Origin of the sequence: Nocardia sp. NBC_00881 (genome assembly GCF_045207455.1) — a bacterium.
Classification (GTDB): domain Bacteria; phylum Actinomycetota; class Actinomycetes; order Mycobacteriales; family Mycobacteriaceae; genus Nocardia.
The window spans coordinates 973,194-999,688 of sequence record NZ_CP108798.1; the positions used below are offsets into that span (position 1 = coordinate 973,194).

Sequence of the window (26,495 nt, forward strand, 5' to 3'; positions counted from 1 at the left end):
CGATAGAAGCGCTCGCTGTCGGAGTTTGGTCGTCGCACGCCATCGTCCGGTGTTTCGTGAAGTATTCGCCGTCGCGGTTGGGTCTCGAATCAGGACATCGGCGGTCTGCTGCGGGGTGAGCGGATGGGGTGGGAGCGGTTGTGTGCCCGCGCTTGCCCAGACCAAACCGCAGTTGCCGCGCGATCGCGGGCATTTGGCCGCATGGGACAGCTCGTGGGTCGGCGGTTCAGGTCGGCTGATCCGACTATGTCCGATCCGAGTCGCACACGTCGAACTGACAAACCGGATCGACCTTTCAGTTTTCTAGTAAAACTGAAATCAGTTCAGTATGCTGACATCGATCCGACCGAGGAGACGACGCGATGACGCAGACCGCAAGCAATTCAGAGACGCCCGAGCGAGACCTGGGCGGATGTCCGGTGATGCATCGCGACTTCGCTCCTCCGCAGGCGGCGGGCTGCCATTGGGCGGTGGCGGACGAACTGCGCGAGACGAGCCCGGTCTTCTTCAACACCTTCGCCCAGGGCTACTGGGTGTTCACCCGCCACGACGCGGTGCGCGACATCTACAAATCGCCGCAGCTGTTCTCGAGCGAGTCGATCACGCCCTGGCAGCCGGACCCGATCTATCGCTTCGTACCGACGCAGATCGACGCTCCTGATCACATCAAGTACCGACGGATCGTGAACGCGTGGTTCTCGCCGCACGCAATCGACGATGCGGAGCCGACAATGCGCGGCCTTTGCCGCCGACTCGTCGAGGATGTTGCCCCCTCGGGCGAGTCCAACTTCGTCGGCGAGTTCGCCCTGCGCTTTCCCACCGAGGCGTTCCTCAGCGTAATCGGCATCGATCCTTGCGACGCGGACCTCTTCGTGCCGTGGGTCGAGGACTTCTTCGGCGGGTTCAGCGGCGACCCCGCCGGTCTGGAGCCGATGGGGAAAGCGCTCGACGGTATCCGCGAGTACTGGGTCGCCGCCTTGGCCGAGCGACGCACCGATCTGGTGCCTCGTGAGGGCGATCTCGCCACGCACCTGCTGCACTCGACCTTCGATGATCGTCCGCTCGCCGACGCCGAGATGCTGGACATGCTCACGGTGCTCGTGCTGGCGGGGCTCGACACGACACGCGGCACGCTCGGCTACCTGTTCCGGCACCTCGCGACGCACCCCGAGCATCGCCGGCAGCTGATCGAAGAGCCGGAGCTGATCCCGTCCGCGGTGGAGGAGGTGTTGCGCTTGTACACGATCGTCTTCGGCGACGGCCGAAAGGTGACGCGCGACATCGAGTTTCACGGCGTTCAGCTGAAGCAGGGCGATATGGTCTACGCGCTCGTCTCCGGAGCGAACCGAGATCCGCGGGTCTACGACCGGGCCGGTGAGTTCCTCATCGATCGCCAGCGCAACCAACATATGGGCTTCGCCAACGGACCCCACCGCTGCCTGGGCGCCCATCTCGCGCGCCGCGAGCTGCAGCTCGCGGTCGAGGAGTGGTTGCGGGTGATCCCGGACTTCCACATCGCGGGCAACGACGAGCTGACCGAGCGCGGCGGCGGTGCGATGATGACCCTGACTCGGCTTCCGCTGGCCTGGGAGGTGAAGTCGTGAGAATCACGGTCGACGGCACAAGCTGCACTGGGCACGGCCGCTGTTATTCGATGGCTCCGGACCTGCTCGCCTGCGACGAGGAGGGCTACGTCACGATACGGGATCAGACGATCGAGGTGCCCGACAACCAGGTGGAGGCGGCCGCCGACGCGGAAGGTACCTGCCCCGAGGGGGCCATCACCCTGAGCGCGCAGTGACTCGTCGATTCGGCCGCGAGCGGAAAGCAGCGGGCAGTCGATGTTTTCGACCGCTGCGTGATGGCGCGCGAATCCAGCCCTGCATGCGCCTCCGAATGACCACACCACCGACAGACGCCCCTCGAGGAGGCACGCAATGAAAAGACGCATAGTGGTCGTCGGAGGTGGCTCCGGTGGTTGTGTCGTGGCCGCGCGGCTGTCCGAGGATCGAGACAACGAAGTCGTACTCGTCGAGGCGGGGCCCGACTATCCGACGGTCGATGATCTCCATGAGCACGTGAAGGACGCCTTCACTTTCGGGTTCACGTCACACGACTGGGGCTACGTATCGGACGACCACATCCCTGGCTCCGCCAATGCGCCTACCTTCGCCATTGTCGAGCAGGGAGTACTTCCGGTTCTGCGCGGCAAGGTGATGGGTGGATCGTCTTCGGTCAACGCCACGAACGCGCTGCGCCCGACCCGGCGCGATTTCGAGCAGTGGGTAGGCCTTGGCTTGGACAAGTGGTCGTGGGACGAGGTCTTGCCGTATCTGAAGCGACTCGAGAACGATCCTGTCGGGGGTCCACTGCATGGCATCGACGGACCTGTCCCGATCAAGCGATGGAGCGAAGGGGACGGACTGAGGCCGTTCATGGCGGCCTTTGTCGAGTCGGCCGTCAGCCTCGGCTACCAGATGGTCGACGATCTCAACGGTGAAAGCCAGCTCGGCGTCGGCCCGATCCCGTTGAACCAGAAGGACGGAATCAGGCAGAGCGCCGCGGTGACCTACCTCGCGGCTGCCCGCCACCGCGAGAATCTTGCGGTTCGTGGCGGCGCTGATGTCGACCGGCTCGAGATTGTGAACGGACGACCGCGTGCGGTCCTGCTCGCCGACGGCGAGCGCCTCGATGCGGATCTGGTGGTGCTGTGTGCGGGATCTATCGGTACGCCGTCGATCCTGATGCGATCCGGAATCGGGCCGGCTGAGGTGCTCGAGCAGTTGGATATCTCGGTTGAAGTGCCGCTGGAAGGCGTTGGCCGCAATCTCCGCGATCATCCGTTGGTGTACATGACCTATTCCGGCGATGCGGAGGCCATCGGGGAGCTCCTGCCGCCATTGGAGGTCGTCTTGACGACGGGTGCGGCAGGGCCGGGCAGTTCAACAGACATCGACCTACACGTGATTCCCTTCACCCTGGAATCCGGCTCGGTTCTTGTTGCCGTCGGACTGGTTCGCCCGTACTCGATCGGATATACCGAGATCAGATCTGCTGATCCCGACACAGACCCGCGGATCCTGCTCAATCTCCTGCATCATCCCGATGATCTCCGCCGTTTGGTGCAGGGCGTCGAACTCACGCGGCAGGTGATGAACTCCGGACCACTCGCGAAGTACGTCGGCGACGAGCTGTGGCCAGGGCCGGCGGTCGTCACGACTGGTCAACTGACCAAGGCAGTCCTGGAAGCGAAGAACACATACGCGCACGCCGTGGGCACGGCATCGATGGGCGACGGGGGCAGTCCGTGGGCGGTTGTGGGACAGGACTGCAAGGTTCATGGTCTCGATGCGCTGTACATCGCCGACGCGTCGGTCATGCCAACGATTGTCGGTGTGCCCACCAATACCACCACGATGATGATCGCCGAAAGGTGCGCGGACTTCATCAAGGGCACCTTCGCCTAGCCGGACCGAGCATTCGGGACGGGAAAGGGCACGGGCATGACTATCCCGACCAGGCCCGGAGCGTCGAAGCGGCGTCAACAGCCCGCGACTTCCTCCTCCGGATGCATTGCGCCGAAGCCAATGCCGATGTATCCGCTCAGGACTTGGGGAGTCGACCGTCTATCTCGCACTCGCCAGCTTCAATCTCACAGTCGTAGCAAGGGAGTCATCCCCAACTCGGCGAGGCGCCGATACCGGGAATGGCGCGGGCGAGACGCCGCCGAAGTTGCTGGTCACCGGCCTGCGGGCGCTACGGCAGATTGTCTAAAACTGAAGTCAGTTCAGTAATGGAATTGCTTGTGAAGTGAATCACTGCAGAGGTACAGTGGAATCGAACCGAGTTCAACTCGGTTCAAGTGGGCGAACAACGCGCCGACTATATGGCCATGCCTGTGAGAGGAGTTTCGGGTGATCAACCGCGAATTCACTGGATTCTTTATTGGGGGATCTTGGCGAAAGACGTCCTCACACGACCGATTCGAGGTGATTTCGCCCGCGAGCGGCAAGCCGATCGGTTCGGTGCCGGCCGCGACCGACGCGGATATCGACGCGGCAGTCGCCGCCGCCCGACAGAGTTTCGACGACTCCGATTGGCCGCATCTCACTCCAGTGCAGCGCGGTGAGCATCTCGTCCGCCTTGCGGCGGCGATCGCCGCACACGCGGAGGAACTCGCCGAGCTGGTCACCGACGAGCTGGGCTGCAGCCATCTGCTCTCGCGGGTCTATCAGGCCGTCGCGCCGGTGATGAGTCTGAATTATGCTGCCGAAGTCGCAAAGTCGCTGGAGACCAGTGAGCTCCGTGTCAGCGATCTGTCCCCGTTTGCGGGATCGGCGGATGCGGTCGGCATCATTCCGATGGCGGGCAAAAGCCTGGTGGTCAAGGAGCCGGTGGGTGTTGTCGCGATATTTCCTGCCTATAACTTCGCTCTTCCGGCCGTAGCGCAGAAGATCGGTCCCGCGCTGATCGCCGGATGCACGGTCGTTGTGAAAGCGACGGAACCGAACCCGCTGGCGATCTTCAATCTCGGAAATCTGTTGCAGGAGATCGATTTCCCCGCTGGAGTCATCAACATCGTGGCGGCGCGAGCAGGCGAGTCGGAGTATCTCGTCGGACATCCCGGCGTCGACATGGTGAGCTTCACCGGATCCACCGAAGTCGGCAAGAAGATCGGCGCAACGTGCGGCGAACTGATTCGACCGGTGGTCTTGGAACTCGGCGGAAAATCGGCGGCGATAGTCCTGGCGGATGCCGATCCCGAGATTGTCGTTCCCACTCTCGTGGGAGCGAGTGTTGCCACCAATTCCGGCCAGAGCTGCGTCGCTCAGACCCGGTTTCTTGTTCCCGAGGAACAGTACGAGTTCTACGCCGAGGCATTCACGCGTGCTTTCGAAGCGCTGAAGGTGGGCGATCCGCGTGACGCTGACACGGTGGTGGGACCGGTGATCAGTAAGTCGCACCTGGAGCGAGTCGAAGCTCATCTTGCCGGGGCCGTTGAGCAAGGAGCAACGATACGCACCGGTGGCCGACGACCGTCGCATCTCTCGGAAGGCTGGTACATCGAACCGACGTTGGTCACGGACGTCACCAACGACATGGACATCGCGCAGAACGAGATATTCGGGCCGGTAGCCGTTTTGATCGCGCACAAGGGTGAGGAGGATGCCATCCGTATCGCCAATCAAAGCCGCTATGGTCTGGCCGGGTCCGTCTTCACTGCCGATTCGACACACGGTTTCGGCATCGCAAAGAAAATTCGGACGGGAACCTTCTCCGTCAATACATTCGCCGCGGATCTCGGGTCTCCTTTTGGTGGTTACAAAGAGTCCGGACTCGGGCGCGAGCACGGCGTCGGGGCGGTGCAGGAGTATCTGCTGCAGAAGACGATCTCCGTCGATCCCGCCCTCGACCTGCCGAGAGAAATTGTTTCCGGCGTACCGGTCGGACATGGGCCGGGCATCACCGTCTGAGTCCGTCCGATCACGGCGTGCAGTTCACAACCGCGGCAACGGCGACGGACACCATGGGATCGGATCATCCTGGGCGGCTTATGGCTCTCGTTGGTTGTCGCCCTTGGTCGACCTGCTGATCGAACGCAGTCGACGGCAGGCCTCGCAGCGGCGCGGGCCGTGGAAAGTGTGACCCGCCCGGTACTGTTGCGTTGTCCGGGCGGGTCACTTCCCCGTTGCCGAGCAGACGCCGCCACGTCCCCGGCGCAGCCATCGTACGCAATTGTGAAGTCTGGCGGGGGAAGCCACGCGACAACACGATCAGCGAGTGTCCTACCGAGATCTGCGACTCGTACAACGGTCCGGTTCCCGGACCGAGTGGGTGTACCTGATGCCTGCGCGTCGTCGGCATCCTCACAGCGGGTGCGGTTGTCGAACTGGTGCCGTAGCGGAGCCGGTCCGGGATGCTCGAGCGACGTCGTCAGATCGACGTGCGGGCTGAAAGCGCCCTCTCACGGCCGGGTGAAAACGCCGAGGTGTTCGTTGTCGTAGTACTCCAGCGTGAGCCTGCCGCTATCGAAGATCGCCTGGGAAATCGTGCCCTGGTTGGCGTTCTCGCCCGTCGGGGTGAAGACGAATGTGTTGCCGTCCCAGTGCTTCAGTGGAAAGGTCGTGTTCCTCGGGCCGAGGGCGAGGGTCAGGGAGTTGTCGGTGGCGGTGACCGTCGCCGGGCCGTAATAGGCATTCTCGTAAGTGCTCGCGTAGCTCGGCAAGGGTTGCGCGGGAGCGGCATCGGCGGGCGGCTGCTTGCCGGCCAGTGCGCCGGTCGGTGCGGCGAGTGGTTTGAACGCCTCGCGATACCGGGCGCGCCAGTCCTGCTGGATCTTCCCGAATTGGACGAGGTCGGCGAACTCGGCGTTCAGCGTTTCGGGCACCCCGATCGGCCCCGCGTTGGTCAACGTCACGATGCCGAGGTCAGCGGAGGGAATCAACGTGAACGCGGTTCCCGCGCCGAGACTGAACGCCCCGGAGTGGCCGAGCACGACCCGGCCCGCAGCGGAGTCGCTCACGTTGAAGCCGAACCCGTAGAATCCGGCCCGCGCGTCCGGCGCTTTCGGTGGCACCGACACCGCCTGCGGCGAGATGGCGGGCAGCAGCTCGTTAGGCGGCACGAGAACATGACCGTTCGCGGAGCCGTTCGCGAGCACCATAGCCATCCACTTGGCCATATCGGCGACCGACGAGCTGACCCCACCTGCCGGGGACTGCGCATCGGGTTGGCGTTGTGGATTCGCCACCTCATACCTGCCGTCGATGAGGACATGGCCATCGGCGCGGTTCGCGCGGGACGCGAAGTCGGTGTATCGCGAGCTGGTCGAGTCCATGCCGAGCGGACCGTAGATCGTTTGCTGGGACAGCGTCTCCCAGTCGGTGCCCGCGGCCGCCGCCACGGCGGTCGCGGCCGCGGTCACCCCGAAATTGGTGTACTCGTAAGAGTCCCGGAAGGGGCCGAGCGGCAGCAGGCGCAGCCGGTCGAGCACTTGCTGGCGATCGTATCCCAAGTCTTCCAGTAGGTCGCCCGCATGATCCGGCAGCCCGGAGCGGTGGGAGTACAGGTCGCCGATCGTGACGTGATCGGTGACATAAGGGTCGGCGAGTACGAAGGATGGCAGAAGTCGGCGCACCGGGGTGTCCCATGCGACGCCCCCGGCGGCAATCCGGCGGGCGACGACCGTCGCGCCGACGGATTTGGAGATCGACGCGAGCTGGAAAACGGTGTCCGAGTCCACCTTTTCTTTGGTGACGACGTCGCGGACGCCGAACCCCTTGCTGTACATCATCTTTCCGCCATGGATGACGGCGACCGCCATTCCTGGGATGCCCGAGGACGCCAGCAAGCCGTCGGCGAGTTGGTCGAGTTGGGCCACCGCATCACCGATCTGTCCGTCCGGGATGGGGACTCCGGCAATCTGATTGGGCATCGAGGCGGAACCGGTCGGCCTGCCGTCGCCGGAAGAGGAGTCCGATCGCTGGTCGCCGCTACAGCCTGAAACGGTGAGAACGGCGGCGGCCGCCATCACCGCGGGACCGAGCAGTGCGCGCCGTAGTGTGCTCACAGGTCGCCTCCTGGCTGTCATAGCGACAAAAGACCAGTTCAGACTAGTGGAGATGATGTTGCTGCGCGGGAAGTTTCCGATATCTCTCGGCGCGGAAAGCTAGCGGGCGGGATCGCAGACGCAGACGGGCCCCAGCGCGACGTACGGGGAACGACACCCGCGACGGGTGGGACCGACTTCTGGGACGCCGGCTCCCGGTCATGTATCGGAGCGTCCAACGGACGCTCTGGGCCATACCGTGCTCGGCGACCCGCGTCGATGCGAACCTGAGGATCCCGAGGTAGTACGCGCATGGCCACTGCCGAGTGCACGGCGTGGGTCGGTCCAGTGGGGTTTTCGCACCGAGGAACGCCGGCGGTCAGTGTCCTATCCGGCGGCGGGTGTCTCCCGAATCTCGACGATCGGAAGTGACAGCGCCGCAGGCGAACTGACCGGAACCACCGGTTCGGCGGGGGCGATCGGGGCGATGCGCTGATAGCCGGTGCCCACCGGTGGCCGGGCATCCACCTCGCCCTTGTTCGGCCAGTACGCCGCCGCCCGCTCGGCCTGGGCGGCTATGGTCAGCGACGGGTTCACACCGAGGTTGGCCGAGACTGCCGCACCGTCGACGACGCTGAGCGTCGGATAGCCGAATGCGCGGTGGTAGCCGTCGATCACGCCGTGCTCCGCGTCGGCCCCGATTACCGCGCCGCCGAGGAAGTGGGCCGTGAGCGGGATATTGAAGATTTCGCCCCAGCTGCCGCCCGCGATGCCGCCGATCTTCTCGGCGACCCGGCGGGTCACCTCGTTGCCCATCGGAATCCAGGTGGGATTCGGCTCGCCGTGCCCCTGCTTGCTGGTGAGCTTGCGGCCGAACACCCCACGCTTGGTGTAGGTCGTGATCGAATTGTCCAGGTGCTGCATGACCAGCGAAATGATGGTCCGCTCGCTCCAGTTCTTGGTGCTCAGGAAGCTGAGCAGGTTCATGGGATGCCGCAGCACCAGGCCGAGAAAGCGCAGCCAGCGCGGGATGTGGCCGCCGCCGTCGACCATCAGCGTCTGCAGCAGGCCCATCGCGTTGGAGCCCTTGCCGTAGCGGACCGGCTCGATGTGGGTGTCGGAGGTGGGATGGATCGACGAGGTGATCGCGACACCCTTGGTGAAGTCGACGCCCGGGGTGACCTTCTTGGTTGCCGCACCGACGATCGACTCCGAGTTGGTGCGGGTCAGCACGCCGAGCCGATCGGACAGGTCCGGCAGCACACCCTTGTCGCGCATAGCGAACAGCAGCTTCTGGGTACCGCGGGTCCCCGCGGCGAGCACGACATGCGCCGAGGTCAGCGTCTGCGGCCGCTTACGGACCCACGCACCGGTGCGAGCGGTGGACACGTCCCAAGTGCCGTCGGGGTGCGGGCGCAGTGCGGTGACGGTTGTCATCGGAATCACCTCGGCGCCGGCTTGTTCGGCGAGATACAGGTAGTTCTTCACGAGGGTGTTCTTCGCGCCGTACTTGCAGCCCACCATGCAGTCGCCGCATTCGACGCAGCCGGTGCGCTCGGGGCCGACGCCACCGAAGTACGGGTCCGCTACGGTCTTTCCCGGTTCGCCGAAGAACACGCCGACCGGTGTCTGCACGAATGTGTCGCCGACACCCATGTCGTCGGCGACTGCCTGGAAGACCTTGTCGGCGGGCGTCATGTGCGGGTTGCGCACCACGCCGAGCATCTTCTGCGCCTGCGCATAGTACGGAGTCAGCTCGTCGCGCCAGTCGGTCATGTCGCGCCACTGCGCGTCCTGGAAGAACGGCTCCGGCGGTACGTACAGCGTGTTGGCATAGTTCAGCGAGCCTCCTCCGACACCGGCGCCGCCGAGGATGAGGACGTTGCGCAGCGGGTGGATCCGCTGGATTCCGTAGCAGCCGAGGGCGGGTGCCCAGAGGAACTTTTTCAGCTCCCAGCTGGTCTTGGGCAGCTCGTTATCGGCGAAGCGTCGGCCTGCTTCCAGCACGCCGACCTTGTAGCCCTTCTCCACCAGCCGGAGCGCGGTGACGCTGCCGCCGAACCCGGAACCGACGATCAGCACATCGAAATCCGTCGTCCGCTGGTCCATGTGAAACTCCTCGATCGTGTCGCCAGTGACTCGGCTAACGTTACTCCCGGGTAGGTTTCGCCTCGCAATGTGGCTCCGCCTCGGATCTTTTGCCACGACAGCGAGCTGATCGCCGACCGGGCTGCACGCTACTGCTGTGAAGGTGCTACCTCCCGCGCTAGCCGAGCAGCCTTCGGCGGTTCAAGAGCGGCGCTCACAATGGTTGACATTGCTCTCGAAGGCGTGCAAGGTGTCTGGTATGCCGACGACACCTCGCGCCCGCGCCAGGGTCCAGACCATGAACGACATCGTCCGCATCGGACGGGAACACCTGGCGACCGATGGCGCCACGGCGCTGTCGCTGCGTGCCGTGGCCCGCGACCTCGGAGTGGTCTCTTCGGCCGTCTACCGGTACGTTCGCAGCCGTGATGAACTGCTCACGCTGCTGGTGATCGACGGCTACAACGCGCTCGGCGACGAGGTCGACGCCAGCCTGACGGACAATGCCGACGATCCGATCGAACACCTGCGCATCGTCGGCCGCACCATCCGGCGCTGGGCGCTGGCCGAACCCGCCCGCTACGGATTGCTGTTCGGCACACCAGTGCCCGGCTACGACGCTCCGGCGGCTGAGACCGTCGCGCCAGGCACCCGGGTGATCGCCACGATGCAGACACTGTTCGCTCGCGCTCACCAGGCGGACCTGCTCGCCGCACCCGATCGTGAGCTACGCCCATCCGCCCCGCTCGCAGGTGATTTCGCGCGTATCCGAGACGAATTCCAGCTCGACCTGCCGGACTGGCTGGTCGCCCGCGGCGTGACGTTCTGGGTCAGCCTGATCGGGGTGGTGAGCGCCGACGTCTTCGACATGTACGGCACCGACACCTTCGCCGACCGCGACGAACTGTTCGAACTCCAGCTCGACGCATTGCTGGACATGCTCGGCTATCGCGGCTGACCCACCGCCGATCCGAACCCCGTTGTCGCGGTGTGTTGGTATGGGGCACGTGACAGAGTTCGGAATGCAGCTATCTCCGTCGGACGAGCCGAGTGCCGCGACCGCATGGTCGCGACGGATGGGTCTGCGCATTCCGCTGGTCAACGCGCCGATGGGTGGGGTGGCGGGCGGGCGGCTGGCGGCGGCGGTGATCGCGGCCGGCGGGCTCGGCATGATCGGGATGGGCAGCACCGGGTCGGTCGCAGCGCTGGAACGAGAACTGCCGCATGTCCGCGGAATAGACGGGCCGCTCGGCATCGGTCTGGTGGACTGGGTCGTCGCCGCGCAGCCGGAGCTGTTGAACGTCGCGATCGCTGCCCAGCCCGCGCTGATTTCGGTGAGCTTCGGCGTCGACCTCGACTGGGTTGCCCGAGTCACGGCTGCGGGGATCGTCCCGACAACCCAGGTGTATAGCGCGCAGGACGCGCGGTGTGCGCAGGACGCCGGTGTAGGTCTTCTCGTGGCACGCGGTATGGAAGGTGGCGGACATGGCGCGGTGACGAGGCCGCTGCTGCCACTCCTGGACGAGGTGCTGGATGTCGCGTCGGTTCCCGTGCTCGCCGCCGGTGGGATCGGTTCGTCGTCGGACCTGGCGGCGGTGCTGCTTGCGGGAGCGAGCGGCGCGTGGCTGGGCACCTGCCTGGCAGCCTGCTCGGAATCACTGCTGTCGGAGGCGGGTCGCCAAGCGTTGCTAGCCGCGCGGAGCAACGATACGGTGGTCACCCGCGCGTTCGACGTCGGGATGGAATTGCCTTGGCCTGCAAGGTTTCCCGCGCGAGTGCTACGCAACGGGTTCGCCGAGCGCTGGAACGGGCGGGAGGGCATGCTCGCCGCGGACCCGTCGGCGAAGAACGCGCTGGCCGCCGGGATCGCCGCGAACGATCCCGACGTCGCGCCCGTGGACGCCGGGCAAGGCGTCGGCATGGTCACCGCCGTGGAACCGGCTGCGCGAGTGATCGAGCGGCTGTGGTCGGGCGCGACCGCGCATATCACTTGCCGCCCGGCCGAGGAGTGAGCGGCTGCGATCAGTCCTCGCTGCTGTGCCGGTCGCCGAGGAAACCGATCAGGTCTGGATCGGCGGAGGTGAAGCGATCGACTTCCTCGCCGCCGGTACACGGGTAGAGCGCGACGGTGACCGCGCCGGATCGGTGGCCGACCACGCGCCAGATACCGCCGGAATCATGCCAGCGGCGCAGGACCGCGACGGAGTTGTCGGCCATCGTTTGCCTCCTGTCGGTGGTGTCTCCTGGTTCGGCCGGTAACGGCGTCGCGTCACCGAGGCACGGTGACCGGGCCGACGCAGCCGGCCAGGCATCAACGAACGAGCAGTCCTTCGCGATCGGGCCATTCGCGCCCGCCCTCATCTCATCCGTGAGAATAGCTACGCCGACAACAACAGCTACACCACGACAGTGGTGACCGGTCACCTCCGCAAGGGGAACTGAACGCTGCTCGGCGCCTGAGGTCGCTCGCCCCACCCCGGCCGGGGCCGGCTGGATGAGGATCGCCGAGGTCAGCGGTGCGTGCGGCTCATCGGTTGGTCCGGCCGAGGTCCACGGGGAGCTGGATTCCGGTGATGTGGCGAGCTTCGTCGGAGGCGAGCCAGGCGATTGCGGCGGCGATGTCGTCAACGGTACTGACGGCCTCGGGCAGGCCCGGTATGTACAGCAGTTTTTGGTTCGGGGCCGACTCCATCAACTCGAACAGCTCGGGGACGTGGAGATCGGTCGAAACGCCGTGCGGGATCACAGTATTGACCCTGATCCGGTACTCGGCGAGCTCGTTCGCGAGCGTCTTGGCCAGCCCGACGACGCCATGCTTGGCGGCGACGTAGGCAGCCAGGAACGGTAGGCCCCGAATGCCCGCGACGGACCCGGTGAACACGATGCTGCCACCGCGACCCTGCTCGAGCAGGATCGGCACGGTCGCCTTCGCTGTGTGGAACGCGCCGGTGAGGTTGACGTCGATGCTCTCGCGCCAGTGGTCGGCGTCGATCTCCCAGGTCGGGGCGGCCGTGGTCATGCCGGCATTAGCCACGACGACATCAAGGCCGCCGAGCTCCACGACGCCCTCGCGGACCGCGGCGGCGAGGGCGTCGAAGTCGCGGGTGTCGACCTCGCGAGCGACAATCCGGCGGTCGTGCTTCTCGACCAGGGCAACGGTCTCGGCGAGGTCGGCGGAGGTCGGTCCCGGGTATCTCGTGGTCTCCAGGGAGCGGCCGCCGCCCCGATCGCGACGAGTATGCCGCACCACACCGAGAATTGGTACAACCTGAACTTCGTTTTCAGGTCCATGGGATCTCCTTTGATCTGTCGTACCGTCGCCGGTGTCCGGCGTTTGTGATGTCCGATCACGCACGCGAGTCGACTGTTTCGGCGGAGTCGCCGATGATGCCGAACAGTGGCGCGCATGAGCTCCCGAAGTATGGTCCCGGCTGCTCTCGGCCTCCGGCTGACATCCCACTGAACGGGACAAAACGTACGCAAGGCTGGGTCGGCAACCTGCGCCGGCGATGTCGGGCACATCATGCGCAAGTCCCGCCGAGACCTGAGAATTGTCGACCTCGGCTGGCTTGGGAAACGTTGAGGTAGCCTGCCTGGCCCGACAGCGCGAATGCCACCACCGCTGCCGCGTCCTCGGTATGTCCCTTGGGGCCGCAAGGGAGTGGTTCTTCCATCTGGACGACGAGGACTGCAAGCTGATCCCTGAGCGGCGCCGCGACAGCAACCGCCTCGGGTTCAGTGTCCAGCTCGGAGCAGACGGTGGACCGCGCTGGATACACGCTGTGCCTGCTGGAGCAGTTTCACCGGCATCTCGAGCACCGCAACGTATTCGCCGAGCACTCCTCGAAATGGGGTGACCCGCGCGCATCTGCTGTCCGGTATGGCGTGGGAACAAGCCCGCGGCAGCGGTATGAACGCTCGGCCTGCCCGAGAACCCGCGCTCTGTGCTGGGTGAGCTGGCGCAAAGCCTCGCCGCCGCCTACCGGGAACTGGCCGCCCGGCTGCGCGAGGACACTCCGGCATCGGTGGACGAGGACGGGAAACTGCACGTGGCAGCGTTGTCGGCGGTACCGGACCCGCCGAGCCTGATCGATCCGCGCCGCCGCTCCGGCAGGTCCACCCGCGATGATCCCGCGGGTGGACCTGCCGGAGATGCTGCTGAAGGTGATGGGCTGGCATCCGGGGTTCACCGTGTCGTTCACCCACGTCGTCGGCACCAGCGCTCGCGTCGCTGATTTGGGGTCTCAGTAGCGGCGCTCAGGCTGGCCCGCCCAGCAGTATGGATGTAGCCAAGCAAAGTGAGCTGTAATGCCGAATGCAGTGTGTCGCGTAGATGGTCCCCCGTTCGGGCGGGATCGGCCTCGCTGCATTCGTGATCACTTTGCCGTCTGCTGAGAGTCCGCGATCCCGGTGAGGATGCGGCGTAACCCGTATGAGAACTGTTCGGCCGTGCTCAGGTCGGCGGATTTGGTCATGCGCGAAACCCGGGGATATGCGCCGCTCTCGATGACCTTGCGCATGTAGGGGGCAACGGCGGCGCGCCACTGGTCCTCGGTCTGACCGGTGCGCCGCTGGGTCTGTTTCTCGGCGAGGTCGCGCATGACCGCGCCGCGCACGTAGTCCCTGATCAGCCCGACGGCCGAGGCCGCGTCGGCGATGTCGGAGGTCAGCGGGGCGGCTGCGGTGAGGGCGTGTTCCAGGCCGCGCAGCCAGTTGGGGCCGAGCGATGGCCGGGTGGCCAGCAGCGGGGCGAGCCAGGTGTGCCGCAGCCACAGCTCGCGCTCGTGGTGGGCGTACGCCTCGAGGTCGGCGCGCCAGTCTCCCGTCAGCGGCACGTGGTCGTCCTGTACCGCATCGGCCATGAGGTCGAGCAGGTCGTCGCGGCTGTCCACGTAGCGGTAAAGCGAGGTCGTGCCGGTCGACAGCTCGGCGGCGACGCGGCGCATCGACAGCGCGTCGAGCCCCTCGGTATCGGCGATGGCGACGGACGCGTCCACGATGCGCTCCACGCTCAGGACCTGCCTTTTCGACCGGTACGGCTCACGTTCCCAGATAAGCGACATGGACAGAGTCTACCGAAGTGGATACAGTGTGCCCATGAACGGGCACACTGTATCCATAGATGTTTTGATCGCCGGCGGCGGATCCATCGGGCTGACGCTCGCGGTACTGCTGCGCCACCACGGCGTGAAGCCCCTCGTCGTCGAGGAGAAGCCGGAGCTGTCGCCCCACCCCAGGGCCACCGGCATCGGGTCGCGGTCGGTGGAGATCCTGCGCGAGGTCGGCCTGGATCAAGCGGTCAACGAGGCCGCGGTCGACTTGCGGGCGGGGAAGATCAGAGGGCGCACGCTCGCAGAGGCCGACTTCACCGAAAGCGAGGAGTGGAGGACGAAAACCGCGGCCGAGCTCACCTACACACCGGCCCGGATCCGCGGCACCTGCGCACAGAACCGGCTCGACCGCGTGCTGATCACCAAGGCCGGCGACGTGGAGTTCGGCGTGGCGCTCGACTCGTTCGAGCAGGACTCCGGCGGCGTGACGGCGACCCTGTCCGACGGGCGTGTCGTGCGGGCGCGCTATCTGGTGGCGGCCGACGGGGTGCGCAGCCGGGTTCGGCAGGTCCTCGGCATCGGCCTCACCGGTCCCGGTGTGATCGGTAAGGAGACGACGAGTGTTCTGTTCGGTGCTGATCTGCGTCCGCGCACGCCGTTCGCAATGTGCAATATCGAGCATCCGGACGCGACCGGTCTGCTGGTGACCGTCGACGGCGAACGCGAGTGGGTGTTCCTCACCCGTGTCGACACGGAGCCGACTCCCGACCTCATCCGCACCGCGCTCGGCGACCCGTCGATCGAGGTGGAGATCCGCAGTGTGCTGAGGTTCCGGGGGCGCGGCCAGGTGGCCGATCGGCTCTCCGTCGGGCGGGTCTTCCTGGTGGGCGACGCGGCGCACGCGATCCCCCCACTGGGCGCATTCGGGTTGAACGCCGGCGTCGCCGACGCGCAGAATTTGGCGTGGAAGCTCGCGCACGTGCTGCGCGGTGAGGCCGGACCCGAGCTGCTGGAGACTTATCACGCCGAACGCCATCCGGTGGCCCTCATGACGATGGAGCAGGCGCTCCTGCGGTTCAACGATCCGTCCCTGCACTGGGGAAAGGACATGGCAGAGGCGCGCAAGGCAGCGGGGGCGATCAACGCGCCGGTGGTGCACATGGGCTACCGGTACGGCGGCGCGGAACTCCCGTCCACCGAGGACGTCGCCCTCGACCTCGACGGGTCGCCGGGATCCCGCCTGCCGCACATGTGGGTGGCCGACGGGGTGTCCACGCTAGATCTCGTCGGATCGCAGTGGTGCGTACTCACGGCCGATCCCGACGTGGAGGCCGACATTCCGGTGCACCGCGTGGATGGCTGGCTGTACGGGACAGTGCTGGTCCGCCCTGACGGTTTCGTGAGCCGTTCGTACGGCTAGCACGCCCTGTGCTGTCGCAGCCCGCGCCGTTCGAACCAGCCGCGGCAGTGTCTCGAAGATCAACATCGCCAGCAAACGCACTACTTTGCCGCAACGCGCGCGGTTCGAAGCGGCTGACGTGTGCCTACGGAAGATCAACGAGCCGAGCGCCTTACGGCCGTGGCCTAGAGCTCAGCGGCACGGTCGCCGACGTGCGGCCGGGTCGCTGTCGGCCTGGTACCGGCACAGCCCTCGTCGGACACCCGAGTGTGTTTGGCGAGGCTGCGAACCGAGGTATGGCCGGACAATTTCATCAACACCGGTGTGGACGCACGGTCCTCGGCCCAGCGCGGTCAGCCGGATGTTGAAGGTCTTGGCCGCCTTGCCGCCCCACACGAAGGTGAACCAGCCACTCACCCGATGCGGCTCCTCGCCCAGCAACGCGACATCGGTGTCGGCCCCGAAATCTGCCACCAGCTTTTCCAGCGCTGCCGCATAGGTCGACCGCGTGTTCTCGACCGTGATCGTCGCCTTGAAAATGTCCACTGCGTCCCGAAGGCGGTAGCGGGTGTCTGTGAGCTGGGAGACGAGGAAGGCGGCGATGTCGGCGCGGCTCATAGGGTGCCGTTAAGGATCGTGTCACCAGGTACATGAAGACCGATGCGGTGTCACCGGTGGGCATCGCGGCTTTGGGCAAAGCGGCAATGCCCCGGCAGACCGCGCGACCTCAGCGGCCGTAAGCCGAACCTCCAACGGACACACGGGAGAACCTTTGTCTGGATGTGCCGACCAGGCGAGATGCCGTCTCATTTAGGGTGTCCGCTGATCTGTCCGCTGAGGGGAGGTCTACCGTACGCTTCCCGTGTGACCGCAACTCTCATCGGCTACGCTCGCTGCTCCACCGACGAGCAGGACCTGACTGCCCAGCGACATACGCTGTGTGGCCTCGGAGTCGCAGAAGACCGGATCTACCTCGACCACGGCCTCACCGGCATTCGCCGCACCCGGCCAGGTCTCGACCAAGCTCTCGCGGCCGTCCGCGTCGGCGACACCCTGGTCGTCCCCAAACTCGACCGGCTCGCCCGTTCGGTGCCCGACGCCCGTGAGATCGGTGACTCCCTGGTCGCACGCGGTGTGAAGCTGTCGTTGGGCGGCACCATCTACGATCCCGCCGACCCGATGGCAAGATGTTTTTCAACATCCTGGCCACCTTCGCTGAATTCGAGGTCGACCTGCTGCGGATGAGGACACGCGAGGGGATGGCCGTCGCGAAGGCCAAGGGCAAGCTGAAAGGTAAGCAGCCCAAGCTGTCGGTCAGCCAGCAGTCACACTTGTTGCAGCAGCATCGATCCGGCGAGCACACCATCGCCGATCTCGCAGAACTGTTCTCCGTCAGCCGGGCGACGGTCTACCGGGTCCTGGAACGCCAGAAGACCACAGGTGCCGAGTCGTGTGAGTCGAGAACTGGGGAACTCCGGCCCTCAGCGCGATCCGGCGCACGACCTTCGACCAGGTCCACAAGGTCAGCGGCTGCGCGCGGTTGCGGCGTGATTCCGACAGGAATAACCGGCCACGGGCTCGGCTGATATTCGCCCGGTGGGCCAGATACCCCGACAGCAGCACACCGGTCGGCGCCGAGTAGGGCACCACTCGTTCCAGCCGGTTCTTCGTTGTCTCCGCCCGTACTCGCAGGGTCCTGTGGGCCGGATCGAGGTCGTCGGTGCGCAGCGAGCACAACTCCTCCCGCCGCAGAGCGGCGTCGTAGGCCAGCGCGAGCATCACGCGGTTGCGGATCGGCTCTGCGGCCGCCACCGACAGGATCTCGAGCCACTGCTGTTCGGCGGGAATCCCCGGCAGCTTCGTCAGCCGGGGCACGAGACCGCGATCATGCCCACCACGGCTTCTGCCTGGCGTATAGCGGCCCCGGCCAACCGGATTCGACTCTCGCAGGCCCTCCTCCATGAGGTAGTCGTAGTACAGCCGCACAGGCACCAGGCGCTGCTGAATCGTGGCGTTCGCGAGACCAGCGCCGGAATCGATCGACACGACGTTCGCACCCCAACGGCTGGGCCGCTCGGTCAGTTCACGCACGTAGACGGCGATATGTGCGTGGTTCGCCGTGACAGAGTCGACGCCTTCCCACTCGCACACGGCCAGATACTCGGCGAGCCCGCAGGCGTAGGCGTCGATCGTGCGCGGTGCCCGCCCGAGATCGGTCCACACCAGCAACCATTCGGCCGCTCGTTCGTGCCGGCCCAGGACCGGCCACTTCTCCAGCACCACCGTGCCGCCCAATGCATCTCCTCAGTTCGTGGTCGCTGCCGTGGGAAATCATCTGTCCCACGGTCGGATTCCACGTAACTGATAGAAAGATGGTGTTCTGTGCCCTCCCGAGTTCGATCATCGCTTGGTAGGTGGGGTGGTTGGCGTTGGCCTTCATGAACCGCCGCAGGATGGCCTCGGTCGACGCGGTTCCGGTACGGATCGCGGTCGCGTACTTCACCATCTGGTCGTACTGTTGGGCGATCAACTCCCAGCGGATCGGTCGCGTCAGCGCCGGCCGCAACTCCGGCCACAGATCCGCCTCCCCGGCGGCCGGTCGATACAGCTTGCACTTGTTGATCCGCTTGATCCGCGGCAGCAGGTCGAAACCCAGCAATTTCGTGACACCGAACCCGATTTCGGACTGGCCGTGACTGTCCACATAGTTCGATTCCACGGTCATCTCGGTACCGTGACGGACCGCTCCTTCGACCATCGCGTGAACCGCGCTGGCGGAGCAGTTGATCCGCTTCGAGTGGATCACCACCGATCCCTTCTCCACGCTCCAGTAGATCAGCACGGCACGCCCGCTGTAGCGGGAATGCCACTCGGTGAAGATGTTCTGGTCCCACGACCCGAAATGCGTCGAATCCGACGCGACCGCCGTCGAGCCCTCGCCCCACACGCTCGCACTGCGCACCTGGAAGGTGGCGTTGGCGATCTCGATGCCGATCTGCCGCGCGGCCTCCGCCGTCAGATAGCGGCGGCGCACATAGCGGCGGCGCACATAGCGGATATCCTCCTCACTGTGGCCGTGGTCGCCACCGGCGACCGACCGGATGCCGGTGTTGGTTCCGTAGGCGTAGATCCCCAGCAGGAGCCGTTCGGCCAACACGTCCTCAGGGATGAATCCCCGATCCGCGACCGAGGTCACCGGATGGCTTGAAAAGTCACGGTACTATGGTTCTCGACCGCGTTGTCCGGGATTTCGGCCCAGCCGCACGGAAACGCCCTCGCTCGGTGTAAAACCGCAGCATCACAGCAAATCCGAGCTTGGTTGCGCCGCGCTTGCCAGCCACCAACTCCAACTTGTCACCGACGAGCGTCCAGCGGTCGATCAGCTCTTCTGATCCAACTCCCGAGCCACGGCCGCAAGCTACACCGCAAACAGCCCCGCACATCCGGAATGCTGATTTGCCGTTGGTGACACGATTCTTACCGGCACCCCCGAGCCGGGTGGCTCGCTGTCGGTTGTGCCCGGCCGCATCGATGACAGTCATATGTGTGGCGAGTGGCAGCGGTGTCCAGAACTTGGTGAATGTTCGGTTTGTCTACTCGGGCACTGTGACTGGGTCGGTGCAACTCGCAGCGGCGTCGACGAAAGAGCAAGATTTGGGAATGCGGGTGGGGCGGTAGCCGGCGGGGACCCCGCCGTTGTGGGTGATGGTGGTGTAGGCGAGGACGGCGTCGGTGGGTTTGCGTGTAAGGGTGGGATCGGTGAGTACGTCGACGGTGTAGAGGCCGAATCGCGGTGTGTAGGAGCCCCATTCGTAGTTGTCGGTAAGGCTCCAGTAGTTGTAGCCGATGAGGTTGATGCCGTCGGCCCTGGCGCGTTGGAGCCAGTAGACGGTGTCGCGGAGGTTGTCGGCGCGGGTGTAGCCGTCCGCGCGGGGTTCGCCGTTCTCTGTTGGCATGCCGTTTTCGACTATGTAGAGCGGTTTGCCAGGGAAGATGCGTGAGTAGTGTTGCAGTGCATAGTAGATGCCTTCGGGATGCAGGGCCTGTGTCCAGAGCTTCTGGAAGTCCGGGGGGCCGGCGAGGAGGGTTTCCGGGGAGAGCCCGTAGTAGTAGTCGATACCGATGTAGTCCAATTTCGCGCTGATCTTGCTGACCAGCGGTCCGTTCACGAGGTCTTCACCGCCGGGGATGTAGGCGACGTTGCTGGTGACCTGGGCGCCGGGCTGCATGCTGTGGATGTAGTCGTAGATGCTGTTGTGTGCTTGGGCGATCCGGTCGAGCATGGCGGGCGCGGCGGTGGGGGAGATGCCGCCGTGCCGCAGTTCGTTGACGGTGTAGAAGGCGGGCTCGTTGAAGGTCACCCAGAGTGGGTTGCTGTGGGCGAAGCGGTCGACGACGGTGCGTGCGTTTGCCAGCCAATCCTCGAGGATGTTCGGGCTGCCCCAGCCGCCGCGGTCGACTTCCCAGCCGGGGTAGACCCAGTGGTCGATGGTCAGCATCGGTCGCATGCCCGCCGCGGTGATCGAATTGATCACGTGGTCATAAAATCTGAGACCAGCCTCGTCCCAGACGCCAGCGCTGGGTTGGATCCTGGCCCACTCGATGCTGATCCGGTAGACCTGTACCCCGAGGCTGGCTGCGAGCGCAACATCGGCATCAGTCTTTGTGAAGAATTCGACCGAATCGACGTACGGGTCCTCCGTCGTCCCGGACGTGACATAGCGGGACCAGTTGCTGTCGGGCGCGTGCCCTTCCGACTGGTAGCCGGATGCGGCCACGCCCCAGAGGAAATCCGCGCCCATCGGCGTGACCTGGGCCGGAGGTACGGGTCGGGCGGCGGCCGGCGCGGTGCCACCCATGACGAATGCCGCAGCGGCAGCCGTGAGCGCGGCCACGACATGGCGACGGCGTGATCGCATCCAAGTCCTGTTCCGAGAGGGGTGACGGGCGCTCGTGGATCGCCGGTACGCCGACGCGCACCGACTCGAGGTGGGTACCACGGGGAACAGGGTAACTGGTCGATTGTCCGTTTTTGTCGAAGCGGGGCAGGGGAGGGCGCGGAAAGGTGGGCGTCGGCGAAGGGGAGTGGGAATTCGGGCAAAGAAGCTGTGCACGGGGGCCGTCCGCGGGGTGCTGCTGCGCCGGTTGACGGGCGGGGTCCTAGGGAATCGACCACCGTAATCTACATGTAGTTACGTAGATATTAGCATTTAAACATGTATTCCCAACACTTCCGCCGATCCAGTCAGTGCAAATCTCACGTCACCCCCCTTGCTCGCATCGAAGAGGAGGCGCCGATTCCGGAGCAAGCCGTTTGCCCGACGACCAGCGCGTGGAAAAGTTTGAAGCCTCGGGCGGGGGCCGTTGTATGCGAGGTGGGGGCCTTGGTGGCCTGACTCGCCGTCTACGTGCGGGTTGCCAAGCCAGTCAACGCGACCGCGACGGCGCCGGCGCGAACCGACGCAGCCGAACGCCCGCGCGCTCCAGGAGAAATGGGACCGTGTAGCCAATGCCCGCGTCGCGCTGCAGGCCGTTGCGCCTTTGGGATGTGTGCGGCGATCGCCGTCGTCTGAGTCATGAGTTCCGGCCGGTGCGCATCGCCGTCCCCGCGGCTCGGCGCTGTCCGCCGCGGCCCATGTGAGATGGCCCTCGCTCCCGGCTTGTCGATTCATCTCGGGGCCCGGGCGTGTCAGGATTCGAGTATGGTTCCGAATCCGTTGCCTCGGTTGGCCCGGCGCGTTGCCCAGCAGCGCTGGGTGATGCGCTGCGCGCCGGTGGTGCTGCCATTGGAGCGGCTGATTCGGCGCGCGACCGGTGGCCGGATGGGTGTGCTCGATGTGGCCGGTCTGCCCTCGATCGAGGTCACCGTCGCGGGACACAAGACCGGTATTCCACGCACAACTTCGCTGCTGTTCGTCCCGCTCGGAGAGGACTTCTTGATCCTCGGTTCCAACTGGGGAAGTCCCGATCACCCGGTGTGGTCGGTGAATCTGCGCGCCGCTGGAACCGCCACGGTCCGGCGCAAGGGCGAGCAGTTCCGGGTCGCGGTCCGCGAGATCACCGGTGTCGATCGCAAGCGCGCCTGGGATCTGGCCGTCGAGTTCTGGCCCGGCTACGAGATGGAGTATGAACTCTCTGGCGGTCGCTTGTTTCGAATCTTCGAGCTGCGTCGCCTCCCTCACAGCACTGCGGAATGAAACGGCCCGCTGTCAGTGGGGCGGCTACGGTTGACCGGTGACCACGCATCTGACTCACTGGGGCGCATTCGAGGCGAGTAGCGATGGGGAGCGGCTGACATCGGTGCGGCCGTGGCGCGGGGACCCGGAGCCGATGCCGCTGATCGAGAATGTCGCTTCGGCCCAACATCATCCGACGCGAATCGACCAACCGTATGTGCGCCGGGGATGGCTCGAGAACGGGCCGGGCGCGGCGCCGCGAGGTTCGGACCGGTTCGTCCCGGTGGCGTGGGAGAGGGCGTTGGATCTGCTGGCTGGTGAGCTCGGCCGGGTTTACGGCGAGCACGGTGCGGAGGCGGTGTACGGCGGATCGTACGGCTGGGCAAGCGCGGGGCGGTTTCATCACGCGCAGAGCCAGCTGCACAGGTTCCTCAATTGTCTCGGCGGCTATGTCCGGCATGCGAACAGCTACAGCTTGGGCGCCGCTACGGTGTTGCTGCCGCACGTGATCGGCGACATCGGCTGGGTGATGCAGCGTGCGACGGCCAAAACCGTGCTGGCTGAGCACTCCGAACTGGTCGTCGCGTTCGGCGGCTTGTCGCCGAAGAACGCGGCCGTGTCGCCGGGCGGGGTGTCCCGGCACAACGCGCGGACCTGGATCGCCGCGGCGCGGGCGCGGGGCTGCCGCTTTGTGTCGATCAGTCCGCTGCGCGACGACACCTCGCAGGAAGGCGAGGCCGAGTGGATCGCTCCGCTTCCGGGTAGCGACGCGGCGCTGATGCTGGCGCTGGCGCAGGTTCTGGACGCGGAGGGATTGGCGGACAACGAGTTTCTGCACAGATACACCGTCGGCTACGACCGGTTCGCTGATTACCTGTGCGGTGCGGCGGATGGAATCGTGAAGGATCCGCAGTGGGCCGCTGCGATCACCGGCGTGCCCGCCGACCGTATCCGAATGTTGGCGCGCGAGATGGCCGCCGCGCGGACGTTGGTGACGGTGAGCTGGTCGCTGCAGCGCGCACAGTACGGCGAGCAACCGCTGTGGCTGGGGGTGGTGCTTGCGGCGATGCTGGGGCAGATCGGTCTTCCGGGTGGTGGTTTCGGGCACGGCTACGGGTCTGCTGCGAGTCTTGGTGAGCCAGCGCGTATTCCGGTGCCGCGATTTCCGCAGGGGCGCAATGGTATCGAGACCTTCATCCCGGTCGCGCGAATCGCCGACATGCTGCTGAATCCCGGTCTGTCCTTCCAGTACAACGGCATCGATCTGGTCTACCCAGATATCCGGCTGGTGTACTGGGCCGGCGGAAATCCGTTTCATCACCACCAGAATCTGGCCCGGCTGCGTGCGGCGTTCGCGCGCCCGGACACCGTGGTGGTGCACGATGCGTTCTGGACGGCCACCGCGCGTCACGCCGACATCGTATTGCCGTCGACCATGTCGATCGAGCGGGACGACTACGGCGTCGGGGAGGCCGACCGAGTGTTCTTCCCGATGCGGGCACTTACCCGGCCGCACGCCGGCGCGCGCGACGACTACTGGATGTTCGCCGAGATGGCCGAAAGATTGGGCTTCGGTGAGGAATTCACCGAGGGGCGTTCCGCGGGCGACTGGTTGCGGCATCTGTACGAGGAGTGGCGGCTGGTCCAGTCCGTCGCGGGACACGTCCTGCCGGACTTCGATGCATTCTGGGCCAGCGAGAGCCTCGAGCTTCCGGTGCCCGATCCGGACCAGGTGCTGGGTGCGGAGTTCCGCGCCGCCCCGGACCGGTTTCCGCTCACGACGCCGAGCGGGAAGATCGAGATTTTTTCCGAGACTATCGACGGCTTCGGCTACGCTGACTGCCCTGGGCACCCGGTGTGGTTGGAGCCCGAGGAATGGCTCGGTGGTCCGGCTGCCGCACGGTTCCCGCTGCAATTGGTGGCCAACCAGCCGCGCACCAGGTTGCACAGCCAGTTGGATGTCGGCGCGCACAGCCAGTCGTCGAAAGTCGCTGGGCGAGAACCGGTCCGGTTGCATCCGGTAGACATCGCGGCTCGCGGCCTGCACGAGGGCGAGATCGTTCGGATCTTCAACGGTCGCGGCAGCTGTCTGGCCGGGCTCGTGGTCGATGACTCGGTGCGGGTGGGTATCGCACAGTTGTCCACCGGCGCGTGGTATGACCCCGATCCGGACGATCCGACGTTCTGCCGTCACGGCAACCCGAACGCGCTGACCGCCGACCGGCCCACCTCCACCCTCAGTCAAGGCTGCACAGGGCAGCTCACACTGGTGGAGATCGAACGGTATGCGGGTGCGGTGCCGGACTTGGCGGTCAGCCACCCGCCTGCGACCGAGTAGCAGGCGGAGCGGTCGAGCGTCGGAGATCGGCTCGAACTTCGCACGACGTCACATCCGGGCATCGAGAGCATCGAACGCAGTTCGATCGCGACCCGTAAATTGCCGGATCCGAACATTGGCGATGTAGAGGTCGCGATGCTTCGTGGCGGGTGCCGCGCGTTCGGTGGGTGTCGGCGTCAGCTGGTGACCCGCTACTCGGACAGTGATGCAGTTCGGCCCGGGCAGCGCCTTCAGGTCGCCTCGCAACGGCGGGCGATACGTGGACGGCCAGCGTGGGTCGATCGCGAAGTGCGCGGTCTCGGTGCGGCCGTGAAACAGGATGTGAACCTTGGTGCCGCCTGGATGGCGTTGTGAGATCTCGCGCAGTGCGCGTACTGCGTCTGGCGTGCAGGTCTGCGTGCGAAGCGCCAGGGTCGTAGCACCGCTCGTGACAGCCTTTTCGCGCACGCCTTGCTGGCGGGCGCTCTGACGCCGCTCGCCGCGACGAGCCGTGTGCCCCGTTGAGGCCGCTTGTACGTCGGCACCTCTACCATTCCCGGGTGACCGGATATGACCAGCTCGATGCGTTCGAGCACCTCGACACCTCGACGCTGCCGCCGCGTCAACAGCGGATTCTCGCCACGATTCGGGATTGGGTGGTCAGGTATGGGTATCCGCCGAATTCCCGCGAGCTCGGCGCCGCGGTGGGGCTGCGGTCCTCGTCATCGGTGTCGAAGCATCTGAAGACCTTGGAGGAGCGCGGGTTTCTGCGTCGCAGCCGGACGGTCTCGCGTTCGATCGATGTTCGGATGTTCCTGCAGGGCTCGGTAATACGGGAGACGGCCCAGGATTCGGTGCCGGTCCCGGTGATCGGCGACATCGCGGCGGGCACGCCGATCCTGGCCGAGGAGCATGCTGACGACACCATGACGCTGCCGCGTGAACTGGTCGGGCGCGGCACAGTGTTCGGACTGCGCGTGCGCGGCGATTCGATGATCGACGCGGCGATCTGCGACGCGGACATCGTGGTGATCCGCCAGCAGCACGAGGCGCATTCGGGGGGGATCGTGGCGGCGATGATCGACGGCGAGGCGACGGTGAAGGTGTACCGCCGGCGCAACGGGCATGTGTTCCTGGAGCCGTGCAACGCCGCCTACGAGGTGATCGACGGCGACGAAGCGGTCGTGTTGGGCAAGGTCGTTTCGGTGATGCGGCGCGTATGAACGCGGTCGCGTCACCGGTCCGCGCGGCGGGCGTCGTACCCTGAACCGCATGTCGGACAGCACGCGGCCGCATCCCGGCGCCATGGTCGAGCGGCTGGTACAGCTGCTCGATGGGCGCCGGGTCGTAGCGTTGACCGGCGCGGGGATCTCGACCGACAGCGGAATTCCGGACTACCGTGGTCCGTCCTCGCCGCCGCGCAATCCCATGACGTATCAGCAGTTCGTCGGCGACCCGGTGTTCCGGCAGCGATACTGGGCGCGCAATCACGTCGGCTGGCGTCGGATGGACAGTCTAGGCCGAATCTGGGGCATCGCGCGCTGGCAAGGCTGGAACGCTTGGGTGTCGTGACGGGGTTGATCACCCAGAATGTGGACCTGCTGCACATGAAGGCGGGACATCGCCGGGTGATCGATCTGCACGGCATCTACGCGCGAGTGTGCTGCCTGGGTTGTGTGTGGTGGGGGGGGGGGGGGTGATCTCGCGGATGTCGTTGGCCGAGCGGCTGGAGGCGGCCAATTCCGGCTTCGCGGCCGCGGCGATCACCGACGCGGGCTGGAGGTCGCGCCCGACGCGGACGCGGTGATTGCCGACACCGACGGTTTCCGGATGGTCGACTGTGAGCGCTGTGGCGGGATGCTCAAGCCCGACTAAGGACACCCATTCCGCAGCGAGTTTGCCACATGTGTGTGTT

Annotated in this window: 21 protein-coding genes and 2 pseudogenes; 14 read left to right on the forward strand and 9 right to left on the reverse strand. The window is 65.7% G+C overall.

The annotated features are described in order from the left end of the window. The first annotated feature begins 362 nt into the window (after positions 1 to 362). The 4 genes from OH799_RS03695 (at position 363) to OH799_RS03710 (ending at position 5,474) form a co-directional block, all read left to right on the forward strand. Positions 363 to 1,604 (forward strand): cytochrome P450, encoded by a 1,242-nt coding sequence (locus OH799_RS03695; RefSeq protein WP_406275714.1) that lies wholly within the window; start codon positions 363 to 365, stop codon positions 1,602 to 1,604. Next, complete coding sequence (locus tag OH799_RS03700) at positions 1,601 to 1,801, forward strand: ferredoxin (protein ID WP_357265046.1); 201 nt, start codon at positions 1,601 to 1,603, stop codon at positions 1,799 to 1,801. The genes OH799_RS03695 and OH799_RS03700 overlap by 4 nt, the downstream gene beginning before the upstream one ends. A 136-nt stretch (positions 1,802 to 1,937) precedes the next feature. Then, on the forward strand, positions 1,938 to 3,467 hold the full coding sequence (locus tag OH799_RS03705; RefSeq protein WP_406275718.1) for a GMC family oxidoreductase: 1,530 nt from the start codon (positions 1,938 to 1,940) through the stop codon (positions 3,465 to 3,467). 522 nt (positions 3,468 to 3,989) lie between these two features. After that, positions 3,990 to 5,474 carry an aldehyde dehydrogenase family protein gene (locus OH799_RS03710; RefSeq protein WP_406281769.1) on the forward strand — a complete coding sequence of 495 codons (1,485 nt, stop codon included), beginning with the start codon at positions 3,990 to 3,992 and terminating at the stop codon, positions 5,472 to 5,474. Between the two features lie 491 nt (positions 5,475 to 5,965). On the opposite strand, the gene OH799_RS03715 is transcribed toward OH799_RS03710, so the two are convergent. Further along, positions 5,966 to 7,531 carry a serine hydrolase gene (locus OH799_RS03715; protein ID WP_406281772.1) on the reverse strand — a complete coding sequence of 522 codons (1,566 nt, stop codon included), beginning with the start codon at positions 7,529 to 7,531 and terminating at the stop codon, positions 5,966 to 5,968. A gap of 405 nt (positions 7,532 to 7,936) precedes the next feature. Then, complete coding sequence (locus tag OH799_RS03720; protein ID WP_406275721.1) at positions 7,937 to 9,658, reverse strand: GMC oxidoreductase; 1,722 nt, start codon at positions 9,656 to 9,658, stop codon at positions 7,937 to 7,939. 238 nt (positions 9,659 to 9,896) lie between these two features. Here OH799_RS03720 and OH799_RS03725 point away from each other — a divergent pair, with 238 nt between their 5' ends. Together OH799_RS03725 and OH799_RS03730 are read left to right on the forward strand one after the other, a co-directional pair. Continuing rightward, on the forward strand, positions 9,897 to 10,595 hold the full coding sequence (locus tag OH799_RS03725; RefSeq protein ID WP_406275724.1) for a TetR/AcrR family transcriptional regulator: 699 nt from the start codon (positions 9,897 to 9,899) through the stop codon (positions 10,593 to 10,595). Between the two features lie 64 nt (positions 10,596 to 10,659). Next, positions 10,660 to 11,649: an NAD(P)H-dependent flavin oxidoreductase gene (locus OH799_RS03730; protein WP_406281775.1), complete on the forward strand. Its 990-nt coding sequence runs from the start codon at positions 10,660 to 10,662 to the stop codon at positions 11,647 to 11,649. A gap of 10 nt (positions 11,650 to 11,659) precedes the next feature. Here OH799_RS03730 and OH799_RS03735 read toward each other — a convergent pair whose 3' ends face one another. Both OH799_RS03735 and OH799_RS03740 read right to left on the reverse strand, forming a co-directional pair. After that, positions 11,660 to 11,854 carry a hypothetical protein gene (locus OH799_RS03735; RefSeq protein ID WP_406275727.1) on the reverse strand — a complete coding sequence of 65 codons (195 nt, stop codon included), beginning with the start codon at positions 11,852 to 11,854 and terminating at the stop codon, positions 11,660 to 11,662. Between the two features lie 310 nt (positions 11,855 to 12,164). Further along, on the reverse strand, positions 12,165 to 12,884 hold the full coding sequence (locus tag OH799_RS03740; RefSeq protein ID WP_406275730.1) for an SDR family oxidoreductase: 720 nt from the start codon (positions 12,882 to 12,884) through the stop codon (positions 12,165 to 12,167). A gap of 391 nt (positions 12,885 to 13,275) precedes the next feature. Here OH799_RS03740 and OH799_RS03745 point away from each other — a divergent pair, with 391 nt between their 5' ends. Continuing rightward, entirely contained in the window at positions 13,276 to 13,494 is a 219-nt protein-coding gene (locus tag OH799_RS03745; protein ID WP_406275733.1) for a DUF4158 domain-containing protein, read from the forward strand. Positions 13,495 to 13,581: 87 nt separating this feature from the next. Next, the gene (locus OH799_RS03750) at positions 13,582 to 13,872 is read left to right on the forward strand and encodes a hypothetical protein (RefSeq protein ID WP_406275736.1); all 291 of its coding nucleotides are present in this window, start codon (positions 13,582 to 13,584) and stop codon (positions 13,870 to 13,872) included. A 141-nt stretch (positions 13,873 to 14,013) separates the two neighbouring features. Here the strand turns inward: OH799_RS03750 and OH799_RS03755 are convergent, their stop codons facing one another. Further along, positions 14,014 to 14,700 (reverse strand): TetR/AcrR family transcriptional regulator, encoded by a 687-nt coding sequence (locus OH799_RS03755; RefSeq protein WP_406275739.1) that lies wholly within the window; start codon positions 14,698 to 14,700, stop codon positions 14,014 to 14,016. 34 nt (positions 14,701 to 14,734) lie between these two features. Here OH799_RS03755 and OH799_RS03760 point away from each other — a divergent pair, with 34 nt between their 5' ends. Then, a complete protein-coding gene (locus tag OH799_RS03760; protein WP_406275742.1) occupies positions 14,735 to 16,108 on the forward strand; it encodes an FAD-dependent monooxygenase in 1,374 nt (457 codons plus the stop codon). A 171-nt stretch (positions 16,109 to 16,279) separates the two neighbouring features. Here OH799_RS03760 and OH799_RS03765 read toward each other — a convergent pair whose 3' ends face one another. After that, positions 16,280 to 16,705 carry a hypothetical protein gene (locus OH799_RS03765; RefSeq protein ID WP_406275745.1) on the reverse strand — a complete coding sequence of 142 codons (426 nt, stop codon included), beginning with the start codon at positions 16,703 to 16,705 and terminating at the stop codon, positions 16,280 to 16,282. Between the two features lie 180 nt (positions 16,706 to 16,885). Between OH799_RS03765 and OH799_RS03770 the strand changes: the two are divergent. Beyond that, positions 16,886 to 17,478 (forward strand): annotated as a pseudogene (locus tag OH799_RS03770) (recombinase family protein); the annotation flags it as partial. Position 17,479: 1 nt separating this feature from the next. Here the strand turns inward: OH799_RS03770 and OH799_RS03775 are convergent. The 3 genes from OH799_RS03775 to OH799_RS03785 all read right to left on the reverse strand — a co-directional run bounded on the left by OH799_RS03775 (position 17,480) and on the right by OH799_RS03785 (position 21,006). Continuing rightward, positions 17,480 to 18,178 carry a tyrosine-type recombinase/integrase gene (locus tag OH799_RS03775; RefSeq protein ID WP_406275748.1) on the reverse strand — a complete coding sequence of 233 codons (699 nt, stop codon included), beginning with the start codon at positions 18,176 to 18,178 and terminating at the stop codon, positions 17,480 to 17,482. Then, entirely contained in the window at positions 18,171 to 19,283 is a 1,113-nt protein-coding gene (locus tag OH799_RS03780; protein ID WP_406275751.1) for a Tn3 family transposase, read from the reverse strand. The genes OH799_RS03775 and OH799_RS03780 overlap by 8 nt, the downstream gene beginning before the upstream one ends. Before the next feature lie 397 nt (positions 19,284 to 19,680). Beyond that, entirely contained in the window at positions 19,681 to 21,006 is a 1,326-nt protein-coding gene (locus OH799_RS03785; protein WP_406275754.1) for a family 1 glycosylhydrolase, read from the reverse strand. A 783-nt stretch (positions 21,007 to 21,789) separates the two neighbouring features. Here OH799_RS03785 and OH799_RS03790 point away from each other — a divergent pair. From OH799_RS03790 to OH799_RS03805, 4 genes and pseudogenes are all read left to right on the forward strand, one after another. After that, positions 21,790 to 22,284, forward strand: a complete 495-nt coding sequence (locus OH799_RS03790; protein ID WP_406275757.1) for a nitroreductase family deazaflavin-dependent oxidoreductase — start codon at positions 21,790 to 21,792, stop codon at positions 22,282 to 22,284. Positions 22,285 to 22,321: 37 nt separating this feature from the next. Next, the gene (locus tag OH799_RS03795) at positions 22,322 to 24,601 is read left to right on the forward strand and encodes a molybdopterin-dependent oxidoreductase (protein WP_406275760.1); all 2,280 of its coding nucleotides are present in this window, start codon (positions 22,322 to 22,324) and stop codon (positions 24,599 to 24,601) included. A 539-nt stretch (positions 24,602 to 25,140) separates the two neighbouring features. Then, entirely contained in the window at positions 25,141 to 25,803 is a 663-nt protein-coding gene (gene lexA, locus OH799_RS03800; protein ID WP_406275763.1) for a transcriptional repressor LexA, read from the forward strand. A 49-nt stretch (positions 25,804 to 25,852) separates the two neighbouring features. Then, positions 25,853 to 26,452, forward strand: a pseudogene (locus OH799_RS03805) (Sir2 family NAD-dependent protein deacetylase); the annotation flags it as partial. Between the last annotated feature and the right edge of the window lie 43 nt (positions 26,453 to 26,495).

What these genes read in the sequence shown, in the direction of transcription:
- OH799_RS03695 (WP_406275714.1), top strand. Translation starts at nt 363, where the DNA reads ATGACGCAGACCGCAAGCAATTCAGAGACGCCCGAGCGAGACCTGGGC.
- OH799_RS03705 (WP_406275718.1), top strand. Translation starts at nt 1,938, where the DNA reads ATGAAAAGACGCATAGTGGTCGTCGGAGGTGGCTCCGGTGGTTGTGTC.
- OH799_RS03715 (WP_406281772.1), bottom strand. Translation starts at nt 7,531, where the DNA reads ATGGCGGCCGCCGCCGTTCTCACCGTTTCAGGCTGTAGCGGCGACCAG.
- OH799_RS03720 (WP_406275721.1), bottom strand. Translation starts at nt 9,658, where the DNA reads ATGGACCAGCGGACGACGGATTTCGATGTGCTGATCGTCGGTTCCGGG.
- OH799_RS03725 (WP_406275724.1), top strand. Translation starts at nt 9,897, where the DNA reads ATGCCGACGACACCTCGCGCCCGCGCCAGGGTCCAGACCATGAACGAC.
- OH799_RS03730 (WP_406281775.1), top strand. Translation starts at nt 10,660, where the DNA reads ATGCAGCTATCTCCGTCGGACGAGCCGAGTGCCGCGACCGCATGGTCG.
- OH799_RS03735 (WP_406275727.1), bottom strand. Translation starts at nt 11,854, where the DNA reads ATGGCCGACAACTCCGTCGCGGTCCTGCGCCGCTGGCATGATTCCGGC.
- OH799_RS03745 (WP_406275733.1), top strand. Translation starts at nt 13,276, where the DNA reads ATGTCCCTTGGGGCCGCAAGGGAGTGGTTCTTCCATCTGGACGACGAG.
- OH799_RS03755 (WP_406275739.1), bottom strand. Translation starts at nt 14,700, where the DNA reads ATGTCGCTTATCTGGGAACGTGAGCCGTACCGGTCGAAAAGGCAGGTC.
- OH799_RS03760 (WP_406275742.1), top strand. Translation starts at nt 14,735, where the DNA reads ATGAACGGGCACACTGTATCCATAGATGTTTTGATCGCCGGCGGCGGA.
- OH799_RS03765 (WP_406275745.1), bottom strand. Translation starts at nt 16,705, where the DNA reads ATGAGCCGCGCCGACATCGCCGCCTTCCTCGTCTCCCAGCTCACAGAC.
- OH799_RS03785 (WP_406275754.1), bottom strand. Translation starts at nt 21,006, where the DNA reads ATGCGATCACGCCGTCGCCATGTCGTGGCCGCGCTCACGGCTGCCGCT.
- OH799_RS03790 (WP_406275757.1), top strand. Translation starts at nt 21,790, where the DNA reads ATGGTTCCGAATCCGTTGCCTCGGTTGGCCCGGCGCGTTGCCCAGCAG.